This is a genomic window from Streptomyces sp. NPDC057877, from assembly GCF_042796855.1.
Lineage (GTDB): Bacteria > Actinomycetota > Actinomycetes > Streptomycetales > Streptomycetaceae > Streptomyces.
The window spans coordinates 264,856-285,073 of the sequence record NZ_JBHVMS010000003.1 but is presented as its reverse complement, the minus strand read 5'-3'; the positions used below and the strand labels follow the sequence as shown (position 1 = coordinate 285,073).

Genomic DNA, 20,218 nt, shown 5'->3' with positions numbered 1-20,218 from the left:
CGGGTTCCCCCAAATCAATGGGGGTTCCATGGGGTTTGGGGGAACGGGTGACCGGCTACAGGCGGCGGCTTTCAGAGGAACTCCGCGCTCGAGAACGTCAGCACCGGTGACCCCGCGACCAGCCCCCGCTCGGTGCCGGGATACAGGGCGACGGTGTCCGCCGTGTCACCGCGATACGTCCGTACGACCAGGTCGGCACGCCCGTCGCCGTCGAAGTCCCCGGCCGTGAGGACCTGTGACGTACCCCGCGCCGCCGGGGTGACCGTCACCGCGTCCGGCCCCGCGGAACCGCCCGGGGAGACGCGCAGCTCGGTGCCGTCGGCGGAGACGGAGACGAGGTCGTCGTAGCCGTCGCCGTCGAAGTCGGCGGAGTCGAGGCCGGAGCCGGGGGCGGTGGGCAGGGTGGCGCGGGTGCCGGTCGGAAGGTCGTAGCGCAGGGCCGTCCCCGTCTCCGTGCCCACCGCGGCGTCCAGGGCGGCGCCCTTGCCGAACCGGCCCAGGGCGAAGTCCGTGCCGGACGGCAGGGCGACCGCGGTGCCCGTGGGGCCGGTGGGGGTGCCGAGGACCAGGGTGGCGGGCGCGGCGCCCTCCGCCGTACGGACGAGGAGGTCGTCGTAGCCGTCGCGGTTCACGTCGGCGGCCGGACCGGTGGGCAGGTTGCCCGGCGCCGGGAGCGGCGCGGTGGCCGCGCGGGGGGCGCCCTTGCGGGTGAACGGGCCGCGCAGATAGCTGAGTTGCTGCTCGGAGGCGTGCACTACGAGGTCCTGCGCGCCGTCGCCGTCGAAGTCGCCGCACACCGGCTGGTCCGGCCAGTCGTTGCCCGCGCGGGCCCGGGTCGGGATGGTGAGCTTGGCCGCCTTGCCGGTGAGGCCCTTCGGGGAGCCGAAGAGGAGCTGCAGGGGGACCGGGGGCTGGCCCTGGCCGTCGTAGGGCGGGTCGGTGGAGACGACGAGGTCGGTGAAGCCGTCGCCGTCGAGGTCGCAGACGGCCTCCGCGTCGAAGAGGGCGGGGAGCTGGTTCTGGGTGCGGGCGGCGTGCCGCTCGGGGGTGAGGAGCTGCCGGGCGCCGGGGGTGAGGCCGCGGGGGCCGCCGTAGACGATGCCCAGGCCCGCGTCGTCGGCGTGGCTCTGGGCCTTGACCAGGTCGTTGAGGAGCAGGTCGCGGTGGCCGTCGCCGTTGAAGTCGTGGTCGGTCTCGCTGCCCTTGCCGCGCGGGATGGGCAGCTGGGGTGAGGCGGGGGCCTCGGCGGCCTTCTGCACGGGCTTGTCCGGGGTCGCCCGCGCGTCGTCGTCCTGCGCGGACCCGCATCCGGCGAGCAGCGCGAGCGATCCGATCACCGTCGCGACCACCAGTCCGTTGGCTCTCACTCGCACCGTCCACCTCGCCCGCCCCGCCGACAACGCCTCGGCAATGATGCACGTGTTCGAGGCGGGGTGGCACCCCCTGCCTTCGCGGGGATGCGGTCCCCCGGCCAGGACCGGAACCGGGCAGGATGGGGGCATGAGCGTAGTCAAGATCAATGTGCTGACCGTTCCCGCCGAGCAGCGGGAGACGCTGGAGAAGCGGTTCGCCTCGCGGGCGCACGCCGTCGAGGGCTCCGACGGGTTCGAGTGGTTCGAGCTGCTGCGGCCGGTCGAGGGCACCGACCAGTACCTCGTCTACACGCGCTGGCGGGACGAGGAGTCGTTCCAGGCGTGGATGGAGGGCCCGATGAAGGCCGCGCACCAGGGCGGCGGTGGCGGTGCGGGCGCGGAGCGGCCCCAGCCCGCGGCGTCCGGGTCGACCCTGTGGTCCTTCGAGGTGGTGCAGCAGGCGGCGCCGAAGCAGGCGTAGGCGGTGGGGTGCCCCGGCGCGGGGCACCCCACCCCGCACGCGATCAGAAGATCGTCCCCCCGATCCGTCCCAGGATCGTGAACGCGTGCGTGCCGTACACGGCGAAGACCGCGATGGCGGCGAGGGTGAACAGTGCGCCGGGCACGGCCCAGCTGAGTCGGATCTTCATACGAGCTGCTTGCCTTTCACGGGTTCGGGTCGGGTGGTGCTGCCCACCGTCAGTACGGCGTCACAGCGGTCGCGCACGGCGTCGTCGTGGGTGGCGATGACGACCGCGCAGCCGTCCTCGCTCATCGCGCGCAGGATGTCGACGACGAGGGCGGCGTTGTCGTGGTCGAGCGCGCCGGTGGGCTCGTCGGCCAGGACGAGCGCGGGCTGCTTGACGATCAGCCGGGCCAGGGCGACGCGCTGCTGCTCGCCGCCGCTGAGCCGGTGGACCTGTTCCTGCTCCCGCCCGGCCAGACCGACCCGCTCCAGGGCCTCGGCGACGGTCGGGGCGCCCGCCCGCTTCCGGCGGGGTGCCATGGCGACGTCCAGGTTGGCGGCGACGGTCGCGTTGTCGATCAGCGCGTAGCTCTGGAAGAGATAGCCGAGGACGTCACGCCGGTAGAGCCGGGCGGCGCGCGGGCCGAAGCCGGTGATGTCGCGGCCCTCGTGGCGGATCGCGCCGGAGGTCGGGGTGTCCAGCAGGCCGAGGCAGTTGAGCAGCGTCGACTTGCCGGAGCCGCTCGGGCCGACCAGCGCGAGCAACTGCCCCGCGTGCACGGTGAAGCCGAGGCCGGACCAGAGGGTTCGGGTCCCGTAGGACTTGCGGAGATTGTCGATCTCGATCACGGGGTGACTCCGAGGGGGTGACGGGGGACTGGGTGAACGGGCGTCATGCCTCTGCCGCCCCTTCCTTCACGATCCGGCGATGGAACACGGCCAACCCCACCAGCACCGCCGCGACCTCCACCACGACCAGTGCGGTGTTGGCGGCCAGATCGAGCCCGGTGAGCTGCACGGGCTCGGCCGGTGGCTTGACCCCGGTGGTCCGGTACTCCGCCAGCTCCCGGTTCCGCCACCACACCTGGAACGGCACCCACACCGCGAGCAGCACGGCCAGCACCCCCTCCACGACGAGCAGGGGCCGGTGCGTCGCCGCGAACCGCCAGCCGCTGATGTACCGGGCGAACACGGCCTGCGCGTTCTTCCGCGAGTGCACGATGCACGCCCCGACCCCGGTGATCAGCAGCACCAGCACCGCCACGCCCAGGTTGAACAGCTGGAGCCGGAAGTCGGCGACGAGGTCGCGGAGCCTGAGCGCGGCGTTCTGGCCGACCGGGCTCATGCCGGTGACGTAGGTCTCCAGCTCGTGCTCCTCGATCCCGGCCGTGACGTCGTCCGGGTCCTTGAAGACGAGGCTCTGCTGGGAGGCGTAGGCGATGTACCCCCGGTCGCTCAGATACGGCGCCCCGTCCGGGTAGACGATGACCACCGGGTCGGTGACGAAGGACTCGTCCGCGTCGGGGTTGGTCGCGGCCTGGAGGCGGCCCCGGGGGTTGTAGGTGAACAGGCGCTGCCCGTCACGGGTGGTGAGGGGTACGACCCGTCCGGCGGGGATCTTCTGCGGCTCGCCCGGGTTCAGCAGCGCCGGGACCAGGGTGGCGAGGCGGTCGGAGTACGAGGTCAGCCCGGCCGGGACCAGCAGCCGTACCCGGGTGTCGTCGGACGTGGTCGCGGGGACCCGTCGGCCGGACGCGTCACGGACCGGCTGGGCGGCGAGATAGGACTCGTTGACGATCAGCAGGTCACGGTCGGGCAGGTCGTCGAGGCCGCCGGAGTGCCGGAACCTGCGGTGCCCGGCGACGATGATCTCGCCGTCCCGGTCGGCCTCGCGGAGCCAGCCGCCCACCTTCTCGTCCAGGATCTCGAAGGCGCTCTGGCTGGCCGCGCTGCCGTTGAGGGCGATCGCGGTGGTGTCACCGATCTCGCGGTACGTCTGGATGCTCTCCTCCCGGCTCGCGATGTTCTGGCCCGCCAGGACGACATCGCCCGTGATGCTCACCGCGAGCAGCAGCGCGGGGACGCGCACCAGATAGGTGCTCAGGGCCGCCGTACGCGCCGGGAGTTCGCCCTTCAGGGCGCGCAACAGCGCGGTCTGGCCGGTCAGCTGGAGCATGACCGCGTGTACGGCGACGGAGACCAGGCCGAGGACCAGTGCCACGCCCAGGGCGACCAGGGCGAAGGTGCCGAACCAGGCCAGGCCGTTGTAGAGGCCGAGGACCAGCAGGGCCGCCGCGGTCACCGCGGCGAACGCGGCGGCCCAGAAGGCGCCCAGCTGGCGCAGGTCGCGCAGCAGGATCTGGCCGAACGACCTGCCGTGCAGCCGCTGGACGCCGTACGACTTGGCGCTGAGCATGACGCCCGCGCCCGTCATCGTGACGACGGCGAGGACGACGACGAAGAAGGAGCGCAGCAGGGAGCTGTCGGAGTAGGCGGGGGTGAGCTGTTCGAGGGAGTAGGGGTGGTAGGCGGTCGCCTCGAAGCCGAGGCCGGTGAAGGTGCCCACCAGTTCGTCCACCGCCCGCTCCGGGCCGAAGACGTAGTAGTAGCCGCGCGGGTCGCGGTTGCCCAGGTCGGCGACGGGGTGCACGTCGGTGCGGTAGTCGCGGTCGAAGGCCGGGTAGCCGTCGTGCAGCCAGTCGGAGTGGGGGCCGCCGCGGGCCAGGTAGAGGTGGCGGCGGCTGTAGGGCTCCTTGAGGTCGGGGGTCTCCCGCGCGACGGTCGCCTTGTGGGTGGTGGCGAACTCGGCCAGCAGGTGGGTGACCTGTGCGCCGGAGGTCGCTCCCGTGGAGTCCGTCACCCAGACGACGGCCGTGTGCCCCATGACCCAGCGTTCGTCGAGGTCGCGGAGGAACAGGAAGGAGAGCACGGCGGAGAACGCCAGCACGGCGGCGTGGACGAACTTGGTACTTCGGTGCAGCATCGACGGCCCAGATCGGGGAGCGACGACCCCGATCGATCGGGCAGCGCGGCTCCGGAGGAGCGGAACAGGCGGTGGGCGTCGAGCGGTCCGCCCGCGGGGGACCCGGCTCGCTGCCGGTCTCCTCGCGGACGGACGCGTTCACCTCACCGTGGCACGGGGCGCGGCGGCCCCGTGGGTCAGCAGCTGGTGCTGTAGTAGGCCTTGTTGCCGTACAGCGCGGCCGTGGCCTGCGTGATGGTCCAGGAGCCCGCGGCGGCCTCGTCGGTGTCGATGTACTTGCCGACCGAGGTCGAGCCGTGGCACTTGGTCGACAGGTAGTAGTCCGACCACACGTAGGAGGTGCCCGCGCCGTGGTCCCAGATGCCACCCTCGGACGGGTAGGTGATCGTCGCGAGCGCCGGGGTGGCGCCGGCGATGACGAGGGCACCGGCGGCCAGGGCGACCTTGAGGCTGCGCTTGGTGTTCACAGGGATCTGCCTTCTCTTGAAAAAACGATTCTGCCGATCTCGGCGTCAGAAATGATCTTGATCATGATCGCGTCAGACCTTCTCAAGATCAATTAATGACTGTCAAGTGTGAACTGTGCCTCTGATGTGGAGGTTTAATGATGAACCTATGCCAACGCAAAGCCCCGCCCGTCCGGCGTCAACCGGGCGGGCGGGGCTCAGGTGCCTGTCCTGTGGGGCTACTTCACCGGCTCGGGCTCCGGCGCGCTCTCCGGCTCCGCGGCGTCCTGCGGGTCGACCGGGGTCCTGACCGACTCCAGCAGGAGCTGGGCGACGTCGACGACCTGGACGGACTCCTTGGCCGTGCCGTCGTTCTTCTTGCCGTTCACCGAGTCCGTGAGCATGACCAGGCAGAACGGGCAGGCGGTGGAGACGATGTCGGGGTTGAGGGACAGCGCCTCGTCGACACGCTCGTTGTTGATGCGCTTGCCGATCCGCTCCTCCATCCACATCCGCGCACCACCGGCGCCGCAGCAGAAGCCGCGCTCCTTGTGGCGGTGCATCTCCTCGTTGCGGAGGCCGGGGACGCTGGCGATGATCTCGCGCGGGGGCGTGTAGATCTTGTTGTGGCGGCCCAGGTAGCACGGGTCGTGGTAGGTGATGATCCCCTCGACCGGGGTCACCGGGATCAACCTGCCCTCGTCGACCAGGTGCTGGAGCAACTGGGTGTGGTGGATGACCTCGTAGTCGCCGCCGAGCTGCGGGTACTCGTTGCCCAGGGTGTTCAGGCAGTGCGGGCAGGTCGCGACGATCTTCTTGGCCGACTTGGGCTTCCTGGTGCTCTCGTCCTCGTCGTCCTCGCCGAACGCCATGTTCAGCGCGGCGACGTTCTCCATGCCCAGTTCCTGGAACAGCGGTTCGTTGCCCAGGCGGCGGGCCGAGTCACCGGTGCACTTCTCGTCGCCGCCCATGATCGCGAACTTCACGCCCGCGATGTGCAGCAGCTCCGCGAAGGCCTTGGTGGTCTTCTTCGCCCGGTCCTCGAGCGCGCCCGCGCAGCCGACCCAGTACAGGTACTCGACCTCGGACAGGTCCTCGAGGTCCTTGCCGACGACCGGCACCTCGAAGTCGACCTCCTTGGTCCACTCCAGGCGCTGCTTCTTCGCCAGGCCCCAGGGGTTGCCCTTCTTCTCCAGGTTCTTCAGCATCGTCCCGGCCTCGGACGGGAACGCCGACTCGATCATCACCTGGTAGCGGCGCATGTCCACGATGTGGTCGATGTGCTCGATGTCGACGGGGCACTGCTCGACGCAGGCACCGCAGGTGGTGCACGACCACAGCACGTCCGGGTCGATGACGCCGTTCTCCTCGACCGTGCCGACCAGCGGCCGTTCGGCCTCCGCGAGCGCGGCGGCGGGCACCGCGGCGAGCTGCTCCTCGGAGGCCTTCTCCTCGCCCTCCATGGACTTGCCGCCGCCCGCGAGCAGGTAGGGCGCCTTGGCGTGCGAGTGATCCCGCAGCGACATGATCAGCAGCTTCGGGGAGAGCGGCTTACCCGTGTTCCAGGCGGGGCACTGCGACTGGCAGCGCCCGCACTCGGTGCAGGTGGAGAAGTCCAGCAGTCCCTTCCAGGAGAACTGCTCGACCTGCGAGACGCCGAAGACGTCGTCGTCGCCGGGGTCGGTGAAGTCGATCGCCTTGCCGCCCGACGTCATCGGCTGCAGGGCGCCCAGCGCGCTCGCCCCGTCGGCGTTGCGCTTGAACCAGATGTTCGGGAACGCCAGGAACCGGTGCCACGCCACGCTCATGTCGGCGTTCAGCGAGACGACGATCATCCAGATGAAGGAGACGCTGACCTTGATCCCGGCGAACAGGTAGACCAGGTTCTGCTGCGTCGACACGCTCAGGTCGTCGAAGACCGTCACCAGCGGGTACGAGGCGAAGAACGCGGCCTCGTAGTGGTCCACGTGGTGGAGCGCGCCCTCCAGGCCGCGCAGCACGTAGATCACGGTGCCGATGGTCAGGATGACGTACTCGACGAAGTACGCCTGCCAGGAGGTCGAGCCCGCGAACCGGGACTTGCGGCCCGCGCGGGAGGGCAGGTTCAGCAGCCGGATGACGATGAGGGCGGCGATGCCCACCGTGGTCATCACGGTGATGAACTCGACGTACATCTCCCAGGGCAGCCAGCCGCCGAGGACCGGCAGCGTGAAGTCGGCGACGAACAGCTGGCCGATGGCCTGCCCCAAGATCGGGATCAGGGTCAGGAAGCCGATGGCGACGAACCAGTGCGCGAAGCCGATGACGCCCCAGCGGTTCATCCGCGTGTGACCGAGGAACTCCTTCACCAGCGTCACACTGCGCTGATAGGGGTTGTCGGTCCGCACCCCGTCCGGCAAGGACTGGCCGAGCCTGAAGAAGCTGACGAACTGGGCGATGACCCGGGCGAACAGGGCCGAGCCGACCACTGTCAGGACCATCGACACGATGATCGCGGCAAGTTGCATCTCGGGGGCTCCTCGGGCCTGCGAGGGATATTACTAAGCGGTAACTTATGTAGTCCGTTCGAGACTACCCCCATCCTGCGTCGCACTGTAGCCACCCGGTCGGTGATCTGTGTCGCTGAGGCTCACCTGAGTGACCGGCCCTGTCCGGTGCGTGACCGGAAACCGGTGCGGCGCGCCGAGCTTATCGTGCCATTCATCCCAAAACATGACCTTCGGACTTAGCTTAGGCCCGTGCTCTACGGGATCGCCGCCGCCATCGCCGCCCTCCTCCTCGCCGCCCTGCTCGCGGGGGTCCTCAGGGTGCCCGGACTGCGGCTCGGGCTGCTCGACCGGCGGCGCGCCCGGCCGGTGCCGGTGGTGGGCGGCATCGCGGTGGTGCTGGCGACGGTGCTGGTGGCCGGGGCGGGTGAGTGGAGCGGTGTGGCGCCGCTCGGGGAGGGCGTGGGGACGCTGCTGGGCGCCGGGGCCGGGGTGGCCGCGCTGGGGCTGGTGGCGGACGTGTGGCGGCTGCGGGGGCGGGTGCTGCTCGCCGGTACGGCGGTGGCGGCGCTGTGTGTGGTGCCGTACGGGGAGACCGGGGTGGTCGGCGGGGTGCTGGCGGCCGGGTGGATCGCGGGGGTGGCCGGGGCCTTCCGGGCGCTCGATCACGCGGACGGGCTGGCGGGGACGGTCGGGGTGGTGACCGCCTTCGGGGTGGGGGCGTGCGCGGCGGCCGAGGTGCTGGACGGGGTGGCGGTGCTGCTGAGCGTGCTGGCGGCGGCGCTGACCGGGTTCCTGATGCACAACTGGCATCCCGCGCGGGTGGCGTTCGGGGCGTGCGGGTCGCTGTTCGCGGGGTTCGTGCTGGCGTCGTCGGCGGTGCTGGTGCGGACCGGGTACGACGCCGGGTCGTCGGCCGGGGTGCTGTTCGCGCTGACGGCCGTGGTGAGCGCGGACGCCGTGCTGGTGGTGCTGGCGCGGCGGCTGGCCGGGCGGTCGGTGCTGCGGCGCGGGCCCGACCACCTGGGGCACCGGCTGCGGCGGCTCGGGCTCACCTCGCGCGGTGTGGCGGTGGTGGTGGGGGCCGGGGCCTGCGCGAGCGTGTCGGTGGGGGTGCTGGTGCACGGGGGGTGGGCGGACGCGACGGCCGTGTGGTGGGTGGCCGGGGGTGCTCTGGTGGCCGTACTCGGGCTGGTGTGCGTCAAGGGGGCGGGGGCTCGCGCGGTGCCGACCGCGCGGGTGTCGACGCAGGTCAGAGGGAATGTGCGCGGGTCCTTGCGTGTAAGGAACGGATAAGAGTTGAGTCCACTTGGCTCAGGTCTGTTGACCCATCCCGGGCCGTCATGCACACTTGAGTCCGTTCCACTCAAGTCAGCTGGAGGAATCAACCATGGCACGTGCGGTCGGCATCGACCTGGGCACGACTAACTCCGTCGTCAGCGTTCTGGAGGGCGGCGAGCCCACCGTCATCACCAACGCCGAGGGCGCCAGGACCACGCCGTCCGTCGTCGCCTTCGCCAAGAACGGTGAGGTGCTCGTCGGCGAGGTCGCCAAGCGCCAGGCGGTCACCAACGTCGACAGGACCATCCGGTCGGTCAAGCGCCACATGGGCACCGACTGGAAGATCGAGCTGGACGGCAAGCCGTTCAACCCGCAGCAGATCAGCGCCTTCGTGCTGCAGAAGCTGAAGCGGGACGCCGAGGCCTACCTGGGCGAGAAGGTCACCGACGCGGTCATCACCGTCCCGGCGTACTTCAACGACGCCGAGCGCCAGGCCACCAAGGAGGCCGGTGAGATCGCCGGTCTGAACGTGCTGCGGATCGTGAACGAGCCGACCGCGGCGGCCCTGGCCTACGGCCTCGACAAGGACGACCAGACGATCCTCGTCTTCGACCTCGGTGGCGGCACCTTCGACGTGTCGCTCCTGGAGATCGGCGACGGCGTCGTCGAGGTGAAGGCCACCAACGGCGACAACCACCTCGGTGGCGACGACTGGGACCAGCGCGTCGTCGACTACCTGGTGCAGCAGTTCAAGTCCGGTCACGGCGTGGACCTCGCCAAGGACAAGATGGCCCTCCAGCGCCTCCGCGAGGCCGCCGAGAAGGCCAAGATCGAGCTGTCCTCGTCCACCGAGACCTCGATCAACCTGCCCTACATCACCGCGTCCGCCGAGGGCCCCCTGCACCTCGACGAGAAGCTCACCCGCGCCCAGTTCCAGCAGCTGACCGCGGACCTGCTGGAGCGCTGCAAGACGCCGTTCCACAACGTCATCAAGGACGCGGGCATCGCCCTCGGCGAGATCGACCACGTCGTCCTGGTCGGTGGCTCCACCCGGATGCCCGCCGTCGCCGAACTGGTCAAGGAACTGACCGGCGGCAAGGAGGCCAACAAGGGCGTCAACCCGGACGAGGTCGTCGCCATCGGCGCCTCGCTCCAGGCCGGTGTCCTCAAGGGCGAGGTCAAGGACGTCCTGCTGCTCGACGTCACCCCGCTGTCCCTCGGCATCGAGACCAAGGGCGGCATCATGACCAAGCTGATCGAGCGGAACACCACGATCCCGACCAAGCGGTCCGAGATCTTCACCACCGCCGAGGACAACCAGCCCTCCGTGCAGATCCAGGTCTACCAGGGCGAGCGCGAGATCGCGGCGTACAACAAGAAGCTCGGGATGTTCGAGCTGACCGGTCTGCCCCCGGCGCCCCGCGGCGTCCCGCAGATCGAGGTCTCCTTCGACATCGACGCCAACGGCATCATGCACGTCACGGCGAAGGACCTCGGCACCGGCAAGGAGCAGAAGATGACCGTCACCGGCGGCTCCTCGCTGCCGAAGGACGAGGTCGACCGGATGCGCCAGGAGGCCGAGAAGTACGCCGAGGAGGACCACGCCCGCCGCGAGGCCGCCGAGTCCCGCAACCAGGGCGAGCAGCTCGTCTACCAGACCGAGAAGTTCCTCAAGGACAACGAGGACAAGGTCCCCGGTGACGTCAAGACCGAGGTCGAGGCCGCCGTCGCCGAGCTGAAGGAGAAGCTCAAGGGCGAGGACACCGCCGAGATCCGCACCGCCACCGAGAAGGTCGCGGCCGTCTCCCAGAAGCTCGGCCAGGCCATGTACGCCGACGCGCAGGGCGCGCAGGCGGCGGGCGGCCCCGAGGGTGCCACGGCCGGTGGCGCCAAGGCCGATGACGACGTGGTGGACGCCGAGATCGTCGACGACGAGCGGAAGGACGGTGCCGCGTGACGGAGGAGACCCCGGGCTTCGAAGAAAAGCCCGACGTCCCCTCCGGCGCCGCCCCCGACGACGCCGAGCCGAAGGCCGCCTCCGAGGAGGGGGCGGCCCCGGCCGGGGACGCCACCAGCCAGGACCCCGGTCTGCTGGCCCAGCTGGACCAGGTGCGCACCGCGCTCGGTGAGCGCACCGCGGACCTCCAGCGGCTCCAGGCCGAGTACCAGAACTACCGCCGCCGGGTCGAGCGCGACCGCATCGCGGTCAAGGAGATCGCCATCGCGAACCTCCTGACCGAGCTGCTGCCCGTGCTCGACGACATCGGCCGCGCCCGGGAACACGGCGAACTCGTCGGCGGCTTCAAGTCCGTCGCCGAGTCGCTGGAGACCGTGGCCGCCAAGATGGGCCTCCAGCAGTTCGGCAAGGAGGGCGAGCCCTTCGACCCGACGGTCCACGAGGCGCTGATGCACAGCTACGCGCCGGACGTCACCGAGACGACGTGCGTGGCGATTCTCCAGCCCGGGTATCGCATCGGCGAGCGCACCATCCGCCCCGCGCGGGTGGCCGTCGCCGAGCCGCAGCCGGGCGCGCAGACCGTCAAGGCCGAGGAGAGTCCTGAAGGCGACGACAAGGAGAGCGGTGGCCCGGAAGAGGGCTGAGCTTGACCGGATGACACGGAAGGAGGGACGTCGGGGATGAGCACCAAGGACTTCATCGAGAAGGACTACTACAAGGTCCTCGGCGTCCCCAAGGACGCCACCGAGGCCGAGATCAAGAAGGCGTACCGGAAGCTCGCCCGCGAGTTCCACCCGGACGCCAACAAGGGCAACGCCAAGGCGGAGGAGCGGTTCAAGGAGATCTCCGAGGCGAACGACGTCCTCGGGGACCCCAAGAAGCGCAAGGAGTACGACGAGGCGCGCACCCTGTTCGGCAACGGCGGCTTCCGCCCGGGGCCGGGCGCGGGTGGCGGATCGTTCAACTTCGACCTCGGTGACCTCTTCGGGGGCGGTGGCACCCAGCAGAGCGGCGGCTTCGGCGGCGGCATCGGCGATGTCTTCGGCGGGCTGTTCAACCGGGGCGGCGCGGGCGCGGGCACGCGGACCCAGCCGCGCCGGGGCCAGGACATCGAGTCCGAGGTCACGCTGAGCTTCAACGAGGCGATCGAGGGCGCGACGGTCCCGCTGCGGATGTCGTCGCAGTCCCCCTGCAAGGCCTGCTCCGGCACCGGCGACAAGAACGGCACGCCGCGCGTGTGCCCGACCTGCGTCGGCACCGGGCAGGTCGCGCGTGGCTCGGGCGGCGGCTTCTCGCTGACCGACCCGTGCCCGGACTGCAAGGGGCGCGGGCTGATCGCGGAGGACGCCTGCGAGGTGTGCAAGGGCTCCGGCCGCGCCAAGTCCTCGCGGACCATGCAGGTGCGCATCCCGGCCGGGGTCAGCGACGGCCAGCGGATCCGGCTGCGCGGCAAGGGCGCGCCCGGTGAGCGGGGCGGCCCCGCGGGCGACCTCTATGTGGTCGTGCACGTCAAGGAGCACCCCGTCTTCGGCCGCAAGGGCGACAACCTCACCGTCACCGTCCCCGTGACCTTCGCGGAGGCGGCGCTCGGCGGGGAGGTGCGGGTGCCCACCCTGGGCGGGCCCCCGGTCACCCTGAAGCTGCCGCCGGGCACGCCCAACGGCCGCACCATGCGGGCGCGCGGCAAGGGCGCGGTCCGCAAGGACGGCACCCGAGGGGACCTGCTGGTCACCGTCGAGGTGAGTGTGCCGACGGATCTGACGGGGAAGGCTCGTGACGCGCTGGAGGCGTATCGCGAGGCGACCGCGGGTGAGGATCCGCGGGCGGAGCTGTTCCAGGCGGCGAAGGGAGCTTGACGAAGATGGACGGCCGTCGACGCAACCCGTATGAACTGACCGAGGAAACCCCGGTCTACGTCATCTCGGTGGCGGCCCAGCTCTCCGGCCTGCACCCGCAGACGCTGCGCCAGTACGACCGCCTGGGCCTGGTCTCCCCCGACCGCACCGCCGGGCGGGGCCGCCGCTACTCCGCCCGGGACATCGAGCTGCTCCGCCAGGTGCAGCAGCTCTCCCAGGACGAGGGCATCAACCTCGCCGGCATCAAGCGCATCATCGAACTGGAGAACCAGGTCGCCGCGCTGCAGTCCCGCGTCGCGGAACTGGAAGCGGCCCTGGACGGCGCGGCTGCCACCATGCGCCAGCGCGAGGCCGCGGTGCACGCGTCGTACCGCCGCGATCTGGTGCCGTACCAGGAGGTGCAGCAGACCAGCGCGTTGGTGGTGTGGCGACCGAAGCGCCAGCAGCCGGACTGACGGCCACGGCCACGCGAGGGGCCCTGGGGTTCGTACGAGCCCCAGGGCCCCTTCGTGTGTCGGCTCAGGGCGTCGTGACCGCCCAGCCGTCCGCGGGGAGCGTCTCGGTGCCGTCCGCGGTCACGGCCGTCACCCAGTAGTAGGACGTGGTCCCGCGCGGGACGCCGGTGTCGAAGTAGGTGAAGGCACCGGCCCCCAGTTCGGCGATCCGCTGGTAGGCCGAGGCCGCGGGGTCCCACCGGTAGACCCGGAACGCCCGCGCCGGGTTGTCGCTCGGCTCCTCACCCGCGCCGAGTCCGCTCCACGCCAGCCAGTTGCCCTCGTCGCCCTCCGCCTCGCTCACCATGAGCCACAGCGGAGACCCCTCCGGCGTCGCCACGCTCGGCGTCATGTCGAGTTCGGTCGCGTTGACGATCTGCGCCTCCCCGGTCCGCTTGAAGGAGGAGTTCCCGGAGTCGTCCACCGCGTCGACGATGAAGCAGGACTCCTCGCCGTCCGGGAGGGCGGCGTAGGCGTACGAGGTGGTGTCGGCCGACACGTACTCACCGGGGTAGAGGGAGCACACCTGCTCCTCCTCGTCGCCGAGCAGCTCACCGCGGCGAACGACGTAACGGAAGAGGTCGGCGGCGGGGTTGGCGTCCCAGCTCACCTGGAAGCCGTACTCGGTCGGGGTGACGGTGACGCCGGTGACGGCGGGCGGCGGGGTGAAGTCCCGGCGCTCGCCGCTGACGGCCTCGCTCCGCGCCGACTCGTTCCCGGCCGCGTCGAGGGCGGTGACCCGGTAGTGGTAGGTGGTGCCGCCGACGGCCGTGGTGTCCACGTACGAGGTCTCAGCGGTCGTACCGACCCGGGTGTACGTCCCGTACGCGCTGGTGGCCCGGTAGACCCGGTACGACGCCGCGCCGTCGACCGCGCTCCAGCCGACCCACAGCCCGTCGGACTCGGAGGACGTGCGCGGCGTGCCGGGCACGCCGGGCGGTGTCCTGTCGACGGACGTCACGCCCTGGTCGGCGCTGCCCGCCGACGAGTTGCCCGCCTTGTCGTAGGCGCGGACCTCGTAGTAGTACGTGTCGCCGGTCGCGGGCACGGAGGTGTCCGTGTACGACGTCGCCGTGGTCGTCGCCAGCGGCGTGCCGAAGGAGGTGCCCTTCAGGCGTCGGTAGACCCGGTAGCCCGCGAGGTCCATTTCCCTGTTCTTCGACCAGGTGAACTTGGCCTTGTTCGTGGCCGGGTCGTAGGTGACCGCCGCCCCGGTCGGTGTCAGGGGCCGCACCGTGTCGACGGTCGCGGAGGTGCGGGGGGCGTAGGTGAACGTGACGTTCGCCGTGCCGGTCCAGTTGGCGAAGTCGATGCGGAGGGTGTGCTTTCCGGAAGGGACGGTGACGTTGACGGTCTTCTTGACGGTCGACGAGACGTTCTTCCAGAGGTTCACCTCGCGCACGCCGTCGAGGTAGACGCGGATGCCGTCCTGGGCGGAGGCGGTGAAGGTGAAGGGGCCGCCGGAGCCGAAGTCGCGGGTGACGGTCCAGCGGACGCCGAAGTAGTTCTTCGGCAGGCCACTGGCGGGCGCACCGGTGCCCCAGTTCTGGCTGATGACGCTGTCGCAGTCCGTTTTCTTCGGAGTGCCGGAGAACGTGGTGTTCGCGTAGAACTGCCGCTTGAAGACGGGCGAGGCGCAACTCGTCGCCGCCGCGGCGGGCGTGGCCACGGCGCTGAGCAGCGTGCCCGCGGTGGCGAGCACGACCGCGCCCGAGGCGGCGGCGGTCGCGCTTCGTCTGGCTGGGTTCATTCGGTCCTCTGATCGGGAGATGCGGGGCGGGGGCCACCGCGATCTTTCCGACTGACGAGGAATGGAATTGGTTGTGCGGGTATCGGACCGTGCCTCAAGTCCCCTTGTGGGCACCCGAAATCCTTCTGCGTGAAGGGCTGGTGATCAGTCCGCGAGGGTGATTCCGCTCTGTCTCCACACAAGAAGCGGAACGTGATGTTGTCATCTCGTTAAGTGATTCACCTTGACGCTGGGGGTCGCCGCCGCGTTGGCTTTTTAGTCACCTGGGTAGCAAGGTTGCACCCACGTCCGGAAGACACCAGAAGTGAGCCCCCGCATGCGTCGTATCGCCATATCCGTCGCTTTGTCCTCATTGACCCTCTCGTTGGCCGGTTGCGGTGTGCTGGGCGCGGCCGAGGAGGGCGGCGACGCCAGTCCGACGAAGGGCGACGACATCACGGTGGGCCTGCTGCTCCCGGAGACGGCGAACTCCCGCTACGAGAAGTTCGACTACCCCATCATCAAGGAGCGCATCGCCGCGCTCACCAGCAAGCGCGGCAAGGTCGACTACGCCAACGCCGAGGCCAACGCGGACAAGCAGGCCGCGCAGATGCAGCGGATGATCGACGACCAGGTCGACGTCATCCTGCTGGACGCCGTCGACTCGCACGGCATCGCGGACACCGTGCAGCAGGCCAAGGACGCCGGGATCCCGGTCATCGCCTACGACCGGCTCGCCGAGGGCCCGATCGACGCCTACATCTCCTTCGACAACGCCCTCGTCGGCGAGGTCCAGGGCCGTTCCCTGATCGAGGCGCTCGGCTCCGGCGCCGACACCTCCGACAAGATCGTGATGATGAACGGCTCGCCCACCGACCCCAACGCGGGCCAGTTCAAGCAGGGCGCGCTCTCCGAGCTGACCGGCAAGGTCACCATCGCCAAGTCCTACGACACCAAGGACTGGAAGCCGGAGAACGCCGAGGCCAACATGGCCCAGGCGATCGACGAGATCGGCGTGGACAACATCGCCGCCGTGTACTCCGCCAACGACGGCATGGCGGGCGCCGTCATCAAGGCCATGGAGGCCGCGGGCGCCACCGAACTGCCGCCGGTCACCGGCCAGGACGCCGAACTGGACGCGGTGCAGCGGATCGTCTCCGGTGAGCAGTACATGAGCGTCTACAAGTCCTACCCGCAGGAGGCCGAGGCCGCCGCGGAGATGGCCGTCGCCAAGATCCAGGGCAAGGACATCCAGTTCGACGCCCTCACCCGGGACCGCGTCGACAGCCCCACGAACAAGGACATCCCCTCCCAGCTCGTCACCGTCACCGCGCTGACCCAGGAGAACATCGAGCAGACCGTCATCGCCGACGGCATCTACAAGGTGTCCGAGATCTGCGCGGGCAAGTACGCGGCGGCGTGCACGGAGATCGGCCTCAAGGGCTGACGCGGGCGGTCGTGACCGGGCGGCCGTCAGACCGTTGACGCTCCGGGGCGCTGATGTCATGGGCGGTTTCGCGCCATCCACATGACCTCCGCGGTCACCTTCCAGTCGTCTTGGCCGCACCACTGGCCTGCCCGCCGGTACCCCGTACCGGCGGGCAGGCCAGTGCCGTGCCCGCTCCCGGCGCTCAGGGATCCCCGGAGGCCCGCTGGAGCCGTCGCCCGGGGGAGGCGGGTCGCGCGACGCACCTCGGCGAGGGCCCCGTACACCACCGTCATCTTGTTGCAACGCGCCGGACGGGGGCCTGGAAAAAGCGGGGCATAGCGGTGGTTTCCCACGGTCACAGTGGAAGGAGCCGTGTTGCGGAGCAGTCCTCATCCGCGCATAGTTGCGCTGCGAAGAGCGCTGCAACCGGGGGTGGGATGGGCGATGGCCGGGCACAGGACGGACGAGCATCCACATGGTGCTGACCGACTGTGCGAGGCCGGGGATCGGGTGTATTCCCGGGCCGTACGGCGGGGCCGGGTGCCGCGCCAGGACGCCGAGCCGGTGCCCTGCCTGCTCGAACTGGCCCTGCTCCACCCCGACCCCGACGACATGGACTGGCTGGTCCCGACCTCGCCGCAGGAGGTGATGACCCGGCTGCTGCGCGGGGTGTACGACGAGATCAGCGCCAGCCACCGACGGGTCGGCTCCGCGGTCGCCGCCTTCGACTGGTACGCGGGCCTGGGCACCAAGGGCTCCGCCGTACGCCACCTCGAGGGCACCGCGGCACTCCGCGTCCTCGACGGCCCCGCCCGCATCCAGGCCGCGCTGGACGAGGCGACGGACGCGTGCACGACGGAGGTGCTGACCGTCCAGCCGGGCGGCATCCGCCGCGAGCACGAACTCTCCGAGGGCCTGCACCGCGCCCTCGCCCTGCGCGCCCGTGGCGTGCGCATGCGCGACCTGTACAACCACGTCGCCCGGCACGGCCAGGGCCTGCTGAACTACCTGGAGCTGATGGGTGACGCCGTCGAGGCCCGCACCCTGGACGAGGTCATCGACCGGCTGATCCTCTTCGACCGCACGGTGGCCTTCATCCCCGCCAACGCCGACCGCACGATGGCCCTGGAGCTACGGCACCCCGGCCTCGTCGAGTACCTGGTGACGGTCTTCGAACGCCTCTGGCGCCTCGCCGTGCCGCTGACGGCGCCGCTCCCGGACACCCGTATCGAGGGCATCTCGCACCGCGAACAGTCCATCGCGGCGCTGCTCGCCGAGGGCCACCAGGACGCCGTCATCGCCGAGCGGCTCGGCATCAGCGTCCGCACCTGCCGCGCCCACATCGCCCGCCTCTCGGAGACCCTGGGCGCCGCCAGCCGTACCCAACTCGGCGTCCGCATCGCCCAGGTCGGCCTCGACGGCCCCCCGGCCCCCGTCAGCGTCCCTGATCCAGAATCCCGGACCGTCCGATGAGGTAGCCGAGCTGGGCCCGGCTCTCGCTGCCGAGGGTGGCGGAGAGCTTGGCGATGTGCTCGCGGGCGGTGCGCACGTTCATGCCGAGGCGCTCGGCGATGACGGCGTCGGTGTGTCCCTCGACGAGGAGGGCGGCGATGGCGCGTTGGCGGTGCGTGATGCCGTTGGTGGTGGGGTGCCGGACGGCCTCGGGGTGCATGGGGGTGGCCAGGCGCCAGAGGCGGTCGAAGGTGGTCGCCAGGTAGGCGACCAGCGGCGGGTGCCGGATCTCGACGGCGACGGTACGGTCCGGCGGGGTGGCCGGGATGAAGGCCACGGCGCGGTCGATGACGATCAGGCGTTCGGTGACCTCGTCGAGGGTGCGGGCCTCGACGTCGCCCGCCAGCTGCTCGTAGCGGGCCAGGACCCTGGGCAGATGCCGGGTGGTGTGCTGGTAGAGGGTGCGGATCCGGCCGCCGCGGTCGAGCAGCCGCTGGTCGCGGGCCAGGGCCTCGGCGTGGATCTCGGGCGAGATGCTGATCTGGCCGCTGTGCGGCTGGATCGCCAGCAACTCGTGGGACGCGGTGGCCATGGCGCGGCCGATGACCCCGTTGATCCGGGGCAGGCCACTGAGCATGGTGAGCGCGGAGCCGTCCGTGGCCGCCTCGGCCCGCGTGCCGGTCCGCAGCAGAGGCGCGTAGGCCTCGGTCAGCCGTGCCTCGCGGCGGCGCTCCTCGGCGATGCGGTCCGCCGAGCCGCTGAGCAGCCGGTGCAGGGCCACCGCCGGGGCGACGGGCTCCAGGTGGCCGAGGCCGGTGACGGACGGCTGGAGCAGCCCGAAGTCGAGCAGACAGGGCGCCGCGGCGGCGTCCGCCTCGCTCACCCGTCCCTCGCGCAGCGCCCGCTCGTACAGCGCCCTGCCGGTGGCGCACGGCTCCTCCGGCCCGTGCTCGGTGTGCGGCGGCGGCCCGGTCACTCGTCGGCTCCCTCCTGCTTGAGGATGCCGGACTGGGCGATGAGGTAGCCGAGCTGCGCGCGGCTGCCGCTGCCGAGGGCGGAGGCGAGCTTGGCGATGTGGGCGCGGCAGGTGCGGACGTTCATGCCGAGGCGCCGGGCGATGGCCTCGTCCACGTGGCCTTCCACGAGGAGCTTGGCGATGGAGTGCTGGATCTCCGTGATGCCGTCGGGTGCCGTCTCGTAGGGCGCGCCCGCGCTGAGCGGCACGGCGCGGTTCCACATGAACTCGAAGACCTTGATCAGGTACCGGACCAGCCCCCGGTGGCGCAGCTCCAGCGCGATCTGCCGGTCGTCGCGGACCGGGATGAAGGCGACCGTCTCATCGCAGATGATGAGCCGCTCCACCAGCTCGTCGATGGTGCGGTACTCGGCCTTCCCGTTGGCGAAACGGTCCACGTAGGCCAGTCGCTCGGGGCTGTACCTGGCCGTGTGCTGGTAGAGGGTGCGGATCCGCACGCCCCGGTCGATCAGCGTCTTGTCGCGCTCCAGGGCCTCCAGGAGCCGCTTCTCCGTGCTCCTCGGGCCGCTGGGCTGGACCGTGAGCATCTCCACCTTGCACTCGGCGGTCGCCAGGTCGAGCGCGGCGTTGATGCGGTCGAGCCCTTCGACCACCGTGATCGAGTGACTGGATCCGGTTTCCTGGGTGCTGAGGGTCATGAACGGCTCGAAGACCTCGGTCAGCGCGATGGTCAGGCGCCGGTGCTCGGAGATCTCACGCTCGATGGGGGTGAGCCGTTGGGCCAGGGCGACCGACGGCGGGATGGGCCGCAGCCAGTTCGGGTCGTCCGGATCGGGGTGCAGGAGGGCGAACTCGGTCAGACACGGGGCGGACTCGGCGTCCGCTCTCGGGATACGCCCGCTGCGCAGGGCGTTCGCGTACAGACGGCTTCCCTCCTCGCACAGGTCCGTGACCGCATGGGGATGTATCGCCTTTGTCCCGTTTTTACCCAAAACTCCACCCCCCAGGGTCCTGAACGTGCAGGAACATGATGCACCGTTCGTGTGGCCATGACGTACCTGAATGAGCCATCGTCTTATCCGACGGGGGAGTGAGGGGACCTTCAAGTGAGGACGAAGCCGACTATGCGCAAGAGAATGCTTCGCTCGGTGCTTGTTGCCGCCTTCTCCGCCGTTGTGGCCGTCGGAACCCTGGCGGGCCTCTCCGGTGCGAAGGGTGACGCGCACGAGGCGGATGGCGAGCAGCCCGTTGTTGTCGCGGACGTCGGTGAACAGCCGGCGTACTTTCCCGCCGATAGCAAGTGGGACTGAT

The 20,218-nt window shown here is 70.5% G+C and carries 18 protein-coding genes; 9 read left to right on the top strand and 9 right to left on the bottom strand.

What is annotated here, in order from left to right:
* Positions 1-71: 71 nt before the first annotated feature.
* On the bottom strand, positions 72-1,373 hold the full coding sequence (locus tag ACFVQG_RS09075; RefSeq protein ID WP_383378539.1) for an FG-GAP repeat domain-containing protein: 1,302 nt from the start codon (positions 1,371-1,373) through the stop codon (positions 72-74).
* Between the two features lie 127 nt (positions 1,374-1,500).
* Here ACFVQG_RS09075 and ACFVQG_RS09070 point away from each other — a divergent pair, with 127 nt between their 5' ends.
* Positions 1,501-1,833, top strand: coding sequence for an antibiotic biosynthesis monooxygenase family protein (locus ACFVQG_RS09070; protein WP_383378537.1), 333 nt, complete (start codon positions 1,501-1,503; stop codon positions 1,831-1,833).
* A 43-nt stretch (positions 1,834-1,876) separates the two neighbouring features.
* On the opposite strand, the gene ACFVQG_RS09065 is transcribed toward ACFVQG_RS09070, so the two are convergent.
* The 5 genes from ACFVQG_RS09065 to ACFVQG_RS09045 all read right to left on the bottom strand — a co-directional run bounded on the left by ACFVQG_RS09065 (position 1,877) and on the right by ACFVQG_RS09045 (position 7,754).
* Positions 1,877-2,002 (bottom strand): hypothetical protein, encoded by a 126-nt coding sequence (locus ACFVQG_RS09065; RefSeq protein WP_383378535.1) that lies wholly within the window; start codon positions 2,000-2,002, stop codon positions 1,877-1,879.
* Positions 1,999-2,667, bottom strand: a complete 669-nt coding sequence (locus ACFVQG_RS09060; protein WP_383378533.1) for an ABC transporter ATP-binding protein — start codon at positions 2,665-2,667, stop codon at positions 1,999-2,001. Before ACFVQG_RS09060 ends, ACFVQG_RS09065 begins: the two co-directional genes overlap by 4 nt.
* 43 nt (positions 2,668-2,710) lie before the next feature.
* Positions 2,711-4,801 carry a bacteriocin-associated integral membrane family protein gene (locus ACFVQG_RS09055; protein WP_383378531.1) on the bottom strand — a complete coding sequence of 697 codons (2,091 nt, stop codon included), beginning with the start codon at positions 4,799-4,801 and terminating at the stop codon, positions 2,711-2,713.
* 176 nt (positions 4,802-4,977) lie between these two features.
* The gene (locus ACFVQG_RS09050; RefSeq protein ID WP_383378529.1) at positions 4,978-5,268 is read right to left on the bottom strand and encodes a lactococcin 972 family bacteriocin; all 291 of its coding nucleotides are present in this window, start codon (positions 5,266-5,268) and stop codon (positions 4,978-4,980) included.
* A gap of 218 nt (positions 5,269-5,486) precedes the next feature.
* Positions 5,487-7,754 (bottom strand): (Fe-S)-binding protein, encoded by a 2,268-nt coding sequence (locus tag ACFVQG_RS09045; protein WP_383378527.1) that lies wholly within the window; start codon positions 7,752-7,754, stop codon positions 5,487-5,489.
* Positions 7,755-7,985: 231 nt separating this feature from the next.
* Here ACFVQG_RS09045 and ACFVQG_RS09040 point away from each other — a divergent pair, with 231 nt between their 5' ends.
* The 5 genes from ACFVQG_RS09040 (at position 7,986) to ACFVQG_RS09020 (ending at position 13,282) form a co-directional block, all read left to right on the top strand.
* A complete protein-coding gene (locus ACFVQG_RS09040; protein ID WP_383378525.1) occupies positions 7,986-9,029 on the top strand; it encodes an MraY family glycosyltransferase in 1,044 nt (347 codons plus the stop codon).
* A 94-nt stretch (positions 9,030-9,123) separates the two neighbouring features.
* Complete coding sequence (dnaK, locus tag ACFVQG_RS09035) at positions 9,124-10,971, top strand: molecular chaperone DnaK (protein WP_383378523.1); 1,848 nt, start codon at positions 9,124-9,126, stop codon at positions 10,969-10,971.
* A complete protein-coding gene (grpE, locus tag ACFVQG_RS09030) occupies positions 10,968-11,615 on the top strand; it encodes a nucleotide exchange factor GrpE (protein ID WP_383378521.1) in 648 nt (215 codons plus the stop codon). The genes dnaK and grpE overlap by 4 nt, the downstream gene beginning before the upstream one ends.
* A 36-nt stretch (positions 11,616-11,651) precedes the next feature.
* Positions 11,652-12,827 carry a molecular chaperone DnaJ gene (gene dnaJ / locus ACFVQG_RS09025; RefSeq protein WP_383378519.1) on the top strand — a complete coding sequence of 392 codons (1,176 nt, stop codon included), beginning with the start codon at positions 11,652-11,654 and terminating at the stop codon, positions 12,825-12,827.
* A gap of 5 nt (positions 12,828-12,832) precedes the next feature.
* On the top strand, positions 12,833-13,282 hold the full coding sequence (locus ACFVQG_RS09020; RefSeq protein WP_383378517.1) for a heat shock protein transcriptional repressor HspR: 450 nt from the start codon (positions 12,833-12,835) through the stop codon (positions 13,280-13,282).
* Positions 13,283-13,346: 64 nt separating this feature from the next.
* Here ACFVQG_RS09020 and ACFVQG_RS09015 read toward each other — a convergent pair whose 3' ends face one another.
* The gene (locus tag ACFVQG_RS09015) at positions 13,347-15,071 is read right to left on the bottom strand and encodes a PA14 domain-containing protein (protein WP_383378515.1); all 1,725 of its coding nucleotides are present in this window, start codon (positions 15,069-15,071) and stop codon (positions 13,347-13,349) included.
* A 316-nt stretch (positions 15,072-15,387) separates the two neighbouring features.
* Between ACFVQG_RS09015 and ACFVQG_RS09010 the strand changes: the two genes are divergently transcribed.
* Both ACFVQG_RS09010 and ACFVQG_RS09005 read left to right on the top strand, forming a co-directional pair.
* Positions 15,388-16,497 carry a sugar ABC transporter substrate-binding protein gene (locus ACFVQG_RS09010; RefSeq protein WP_383378513.1) on the top strand — a complete coding sequence of 370 codons (1,110 nt, stop codon included), beginning with the start codon at positions 15,388-15,390 and terminating at the stop codon, positions 16,495-16,497.
* Positions 16,498-16,923: 426 nt separating this feature from the next.
* Positions 16,924-17,952: a LuxR C-terminal-related transcriptional regulator gene (locus tag ACFVQG_RS09005; protein WP_383378511.1), complete on the top strand. Its 1,029-nt coding sequence runs from the start codon at positions 16,924-16,926 to the stop codon at positions 17,950-17,952.
* Here the strand turns inward: ACFVQG_RS09005 and ACFVQG_RS09000 are convergent.
* The gene (locus ACFVQG_RS09000; protein ID WP_383378509.1) at positions 17,915-18,907 is read right to left on the bottom strand and encodes a helix-turn-helix transcriptional regulator; all 993 of its coding nucleotides are present in this window, start codon (positions 18,905-18,907) and stop codon (positions 17,915-17,917) included. The genes ACFVQG_RS09005 and ACFVQG_RS09000 overlap by 38 nt on opposite strands.
* On the bottom strand, positions 18,904-19,899 hold the full coding sequence (locus ACFVQG_RS08995) for a helix-turn-helix transcriptional regulator (RefSeq protein WP_383378507.1): 996 nt from the start codon (positions 19,897-19,899) through the stop codon (positions 18,904-18,906). Before ACFVQG_RS08995 ends, ACFVQG_RS09000 begins: the two co-directional genes overlap by 4 nt.
* 132 nt (positions 19,900-20,031) lie before the next feature.
* Between ACFVQG_RS08995 and ACFVQG_RS08990 the strand changes: the two genes are divergently transcribed.
* The gene (locus ACFVQG_RS08990) at positions 20,032-20,217 is read left to right on the top strand and encodes a hypothetical protein (protein ID WP_383378504.1); all 186 of its coding nucleotides are present in this window, start codon (positions 20,032-20,034) and stop codon (positions 20,215-20,217) included.
* The last annotated feature ends 1 nt before the right edge of the window (position 20,218 follow it).

Coding starts and splice junctions, on each gene's coding strand:
- ACFVQG_RS09015 (WP_383378515.1), bottom strand. CDS start 15,071: ATGAACCCAGCCAGACGAAGCGCGACCGCCGCCGCCTCGGGCGCGGTC.
- ACFVQG_RS09010 (WP_383378513.1), top strand. CDS start 15,388: ATGCGTCGTATCGCCATATCCGTCGCTTTGTCCTCATTGACCCTCTCG.
- ACFVQG_RS09070 (WP_383378537.1), top strand. CDS start 1,501: ATGAGCGTAGTCAAGATCAATGTGCTGACCGTTCCCGCCGAGCAGCGG.
- ACFVQG_RS09065 (WP_383378535.1), bottom strand. CDS start 2,002: ATGAAGATCCGACTCAGCTGGGCCGTGCCCGGCGCACTGTTCACCCTC.
- ACFVQG_RS08990 (WP_383378504.1), top strand. CDS start 20,032: ATGCGCAAGAGAATGCTTCGCTCGGTGCTTGTTGCCGCCTTCTCCGCC.
- ACFVQG_RS09005 (WP_383378511.1), top strand. CDS start 16,924: ATGGCCGGGCACAGGACGGACGAGCATCCACATGGTGCTGACCGACTG.
- dnaJ (WP_383378519.1), top strand. CDS start 11,652: ATGAGCACCAAGGACTTCATCGAGAAGGACTACTACAAGGTCCTCGGC.
- ACFVQG_RS09020 (WP_383378517.1), top strand. CDS start 12,833: ATGGACGGCCGTCGACGCAACCCGTATGAACTGACCGAGGAAACCCCG.
- dnaK (WP_383378523.1), top strand. CDS start 9,124: ATGGCACGTGCGGTCGGCATCGACCTGGGCACGACTAACTCCGTCGTC.
- ACFVQG_RS09055 (WP_383378531.1), bottom strand. CDS start 4,801: ATGCTGCACCGAAGTACCAAGTTCGTCCACGCCGCCGTGCTGGCGTTC.
- ACFVQG_RS09045 (WP_383378527.1), bottom strand. CDS start 7,754: ATGCAACTTGCCGCGATCATCGTGTCGATGGTCCTGACAGTGGTCGGC.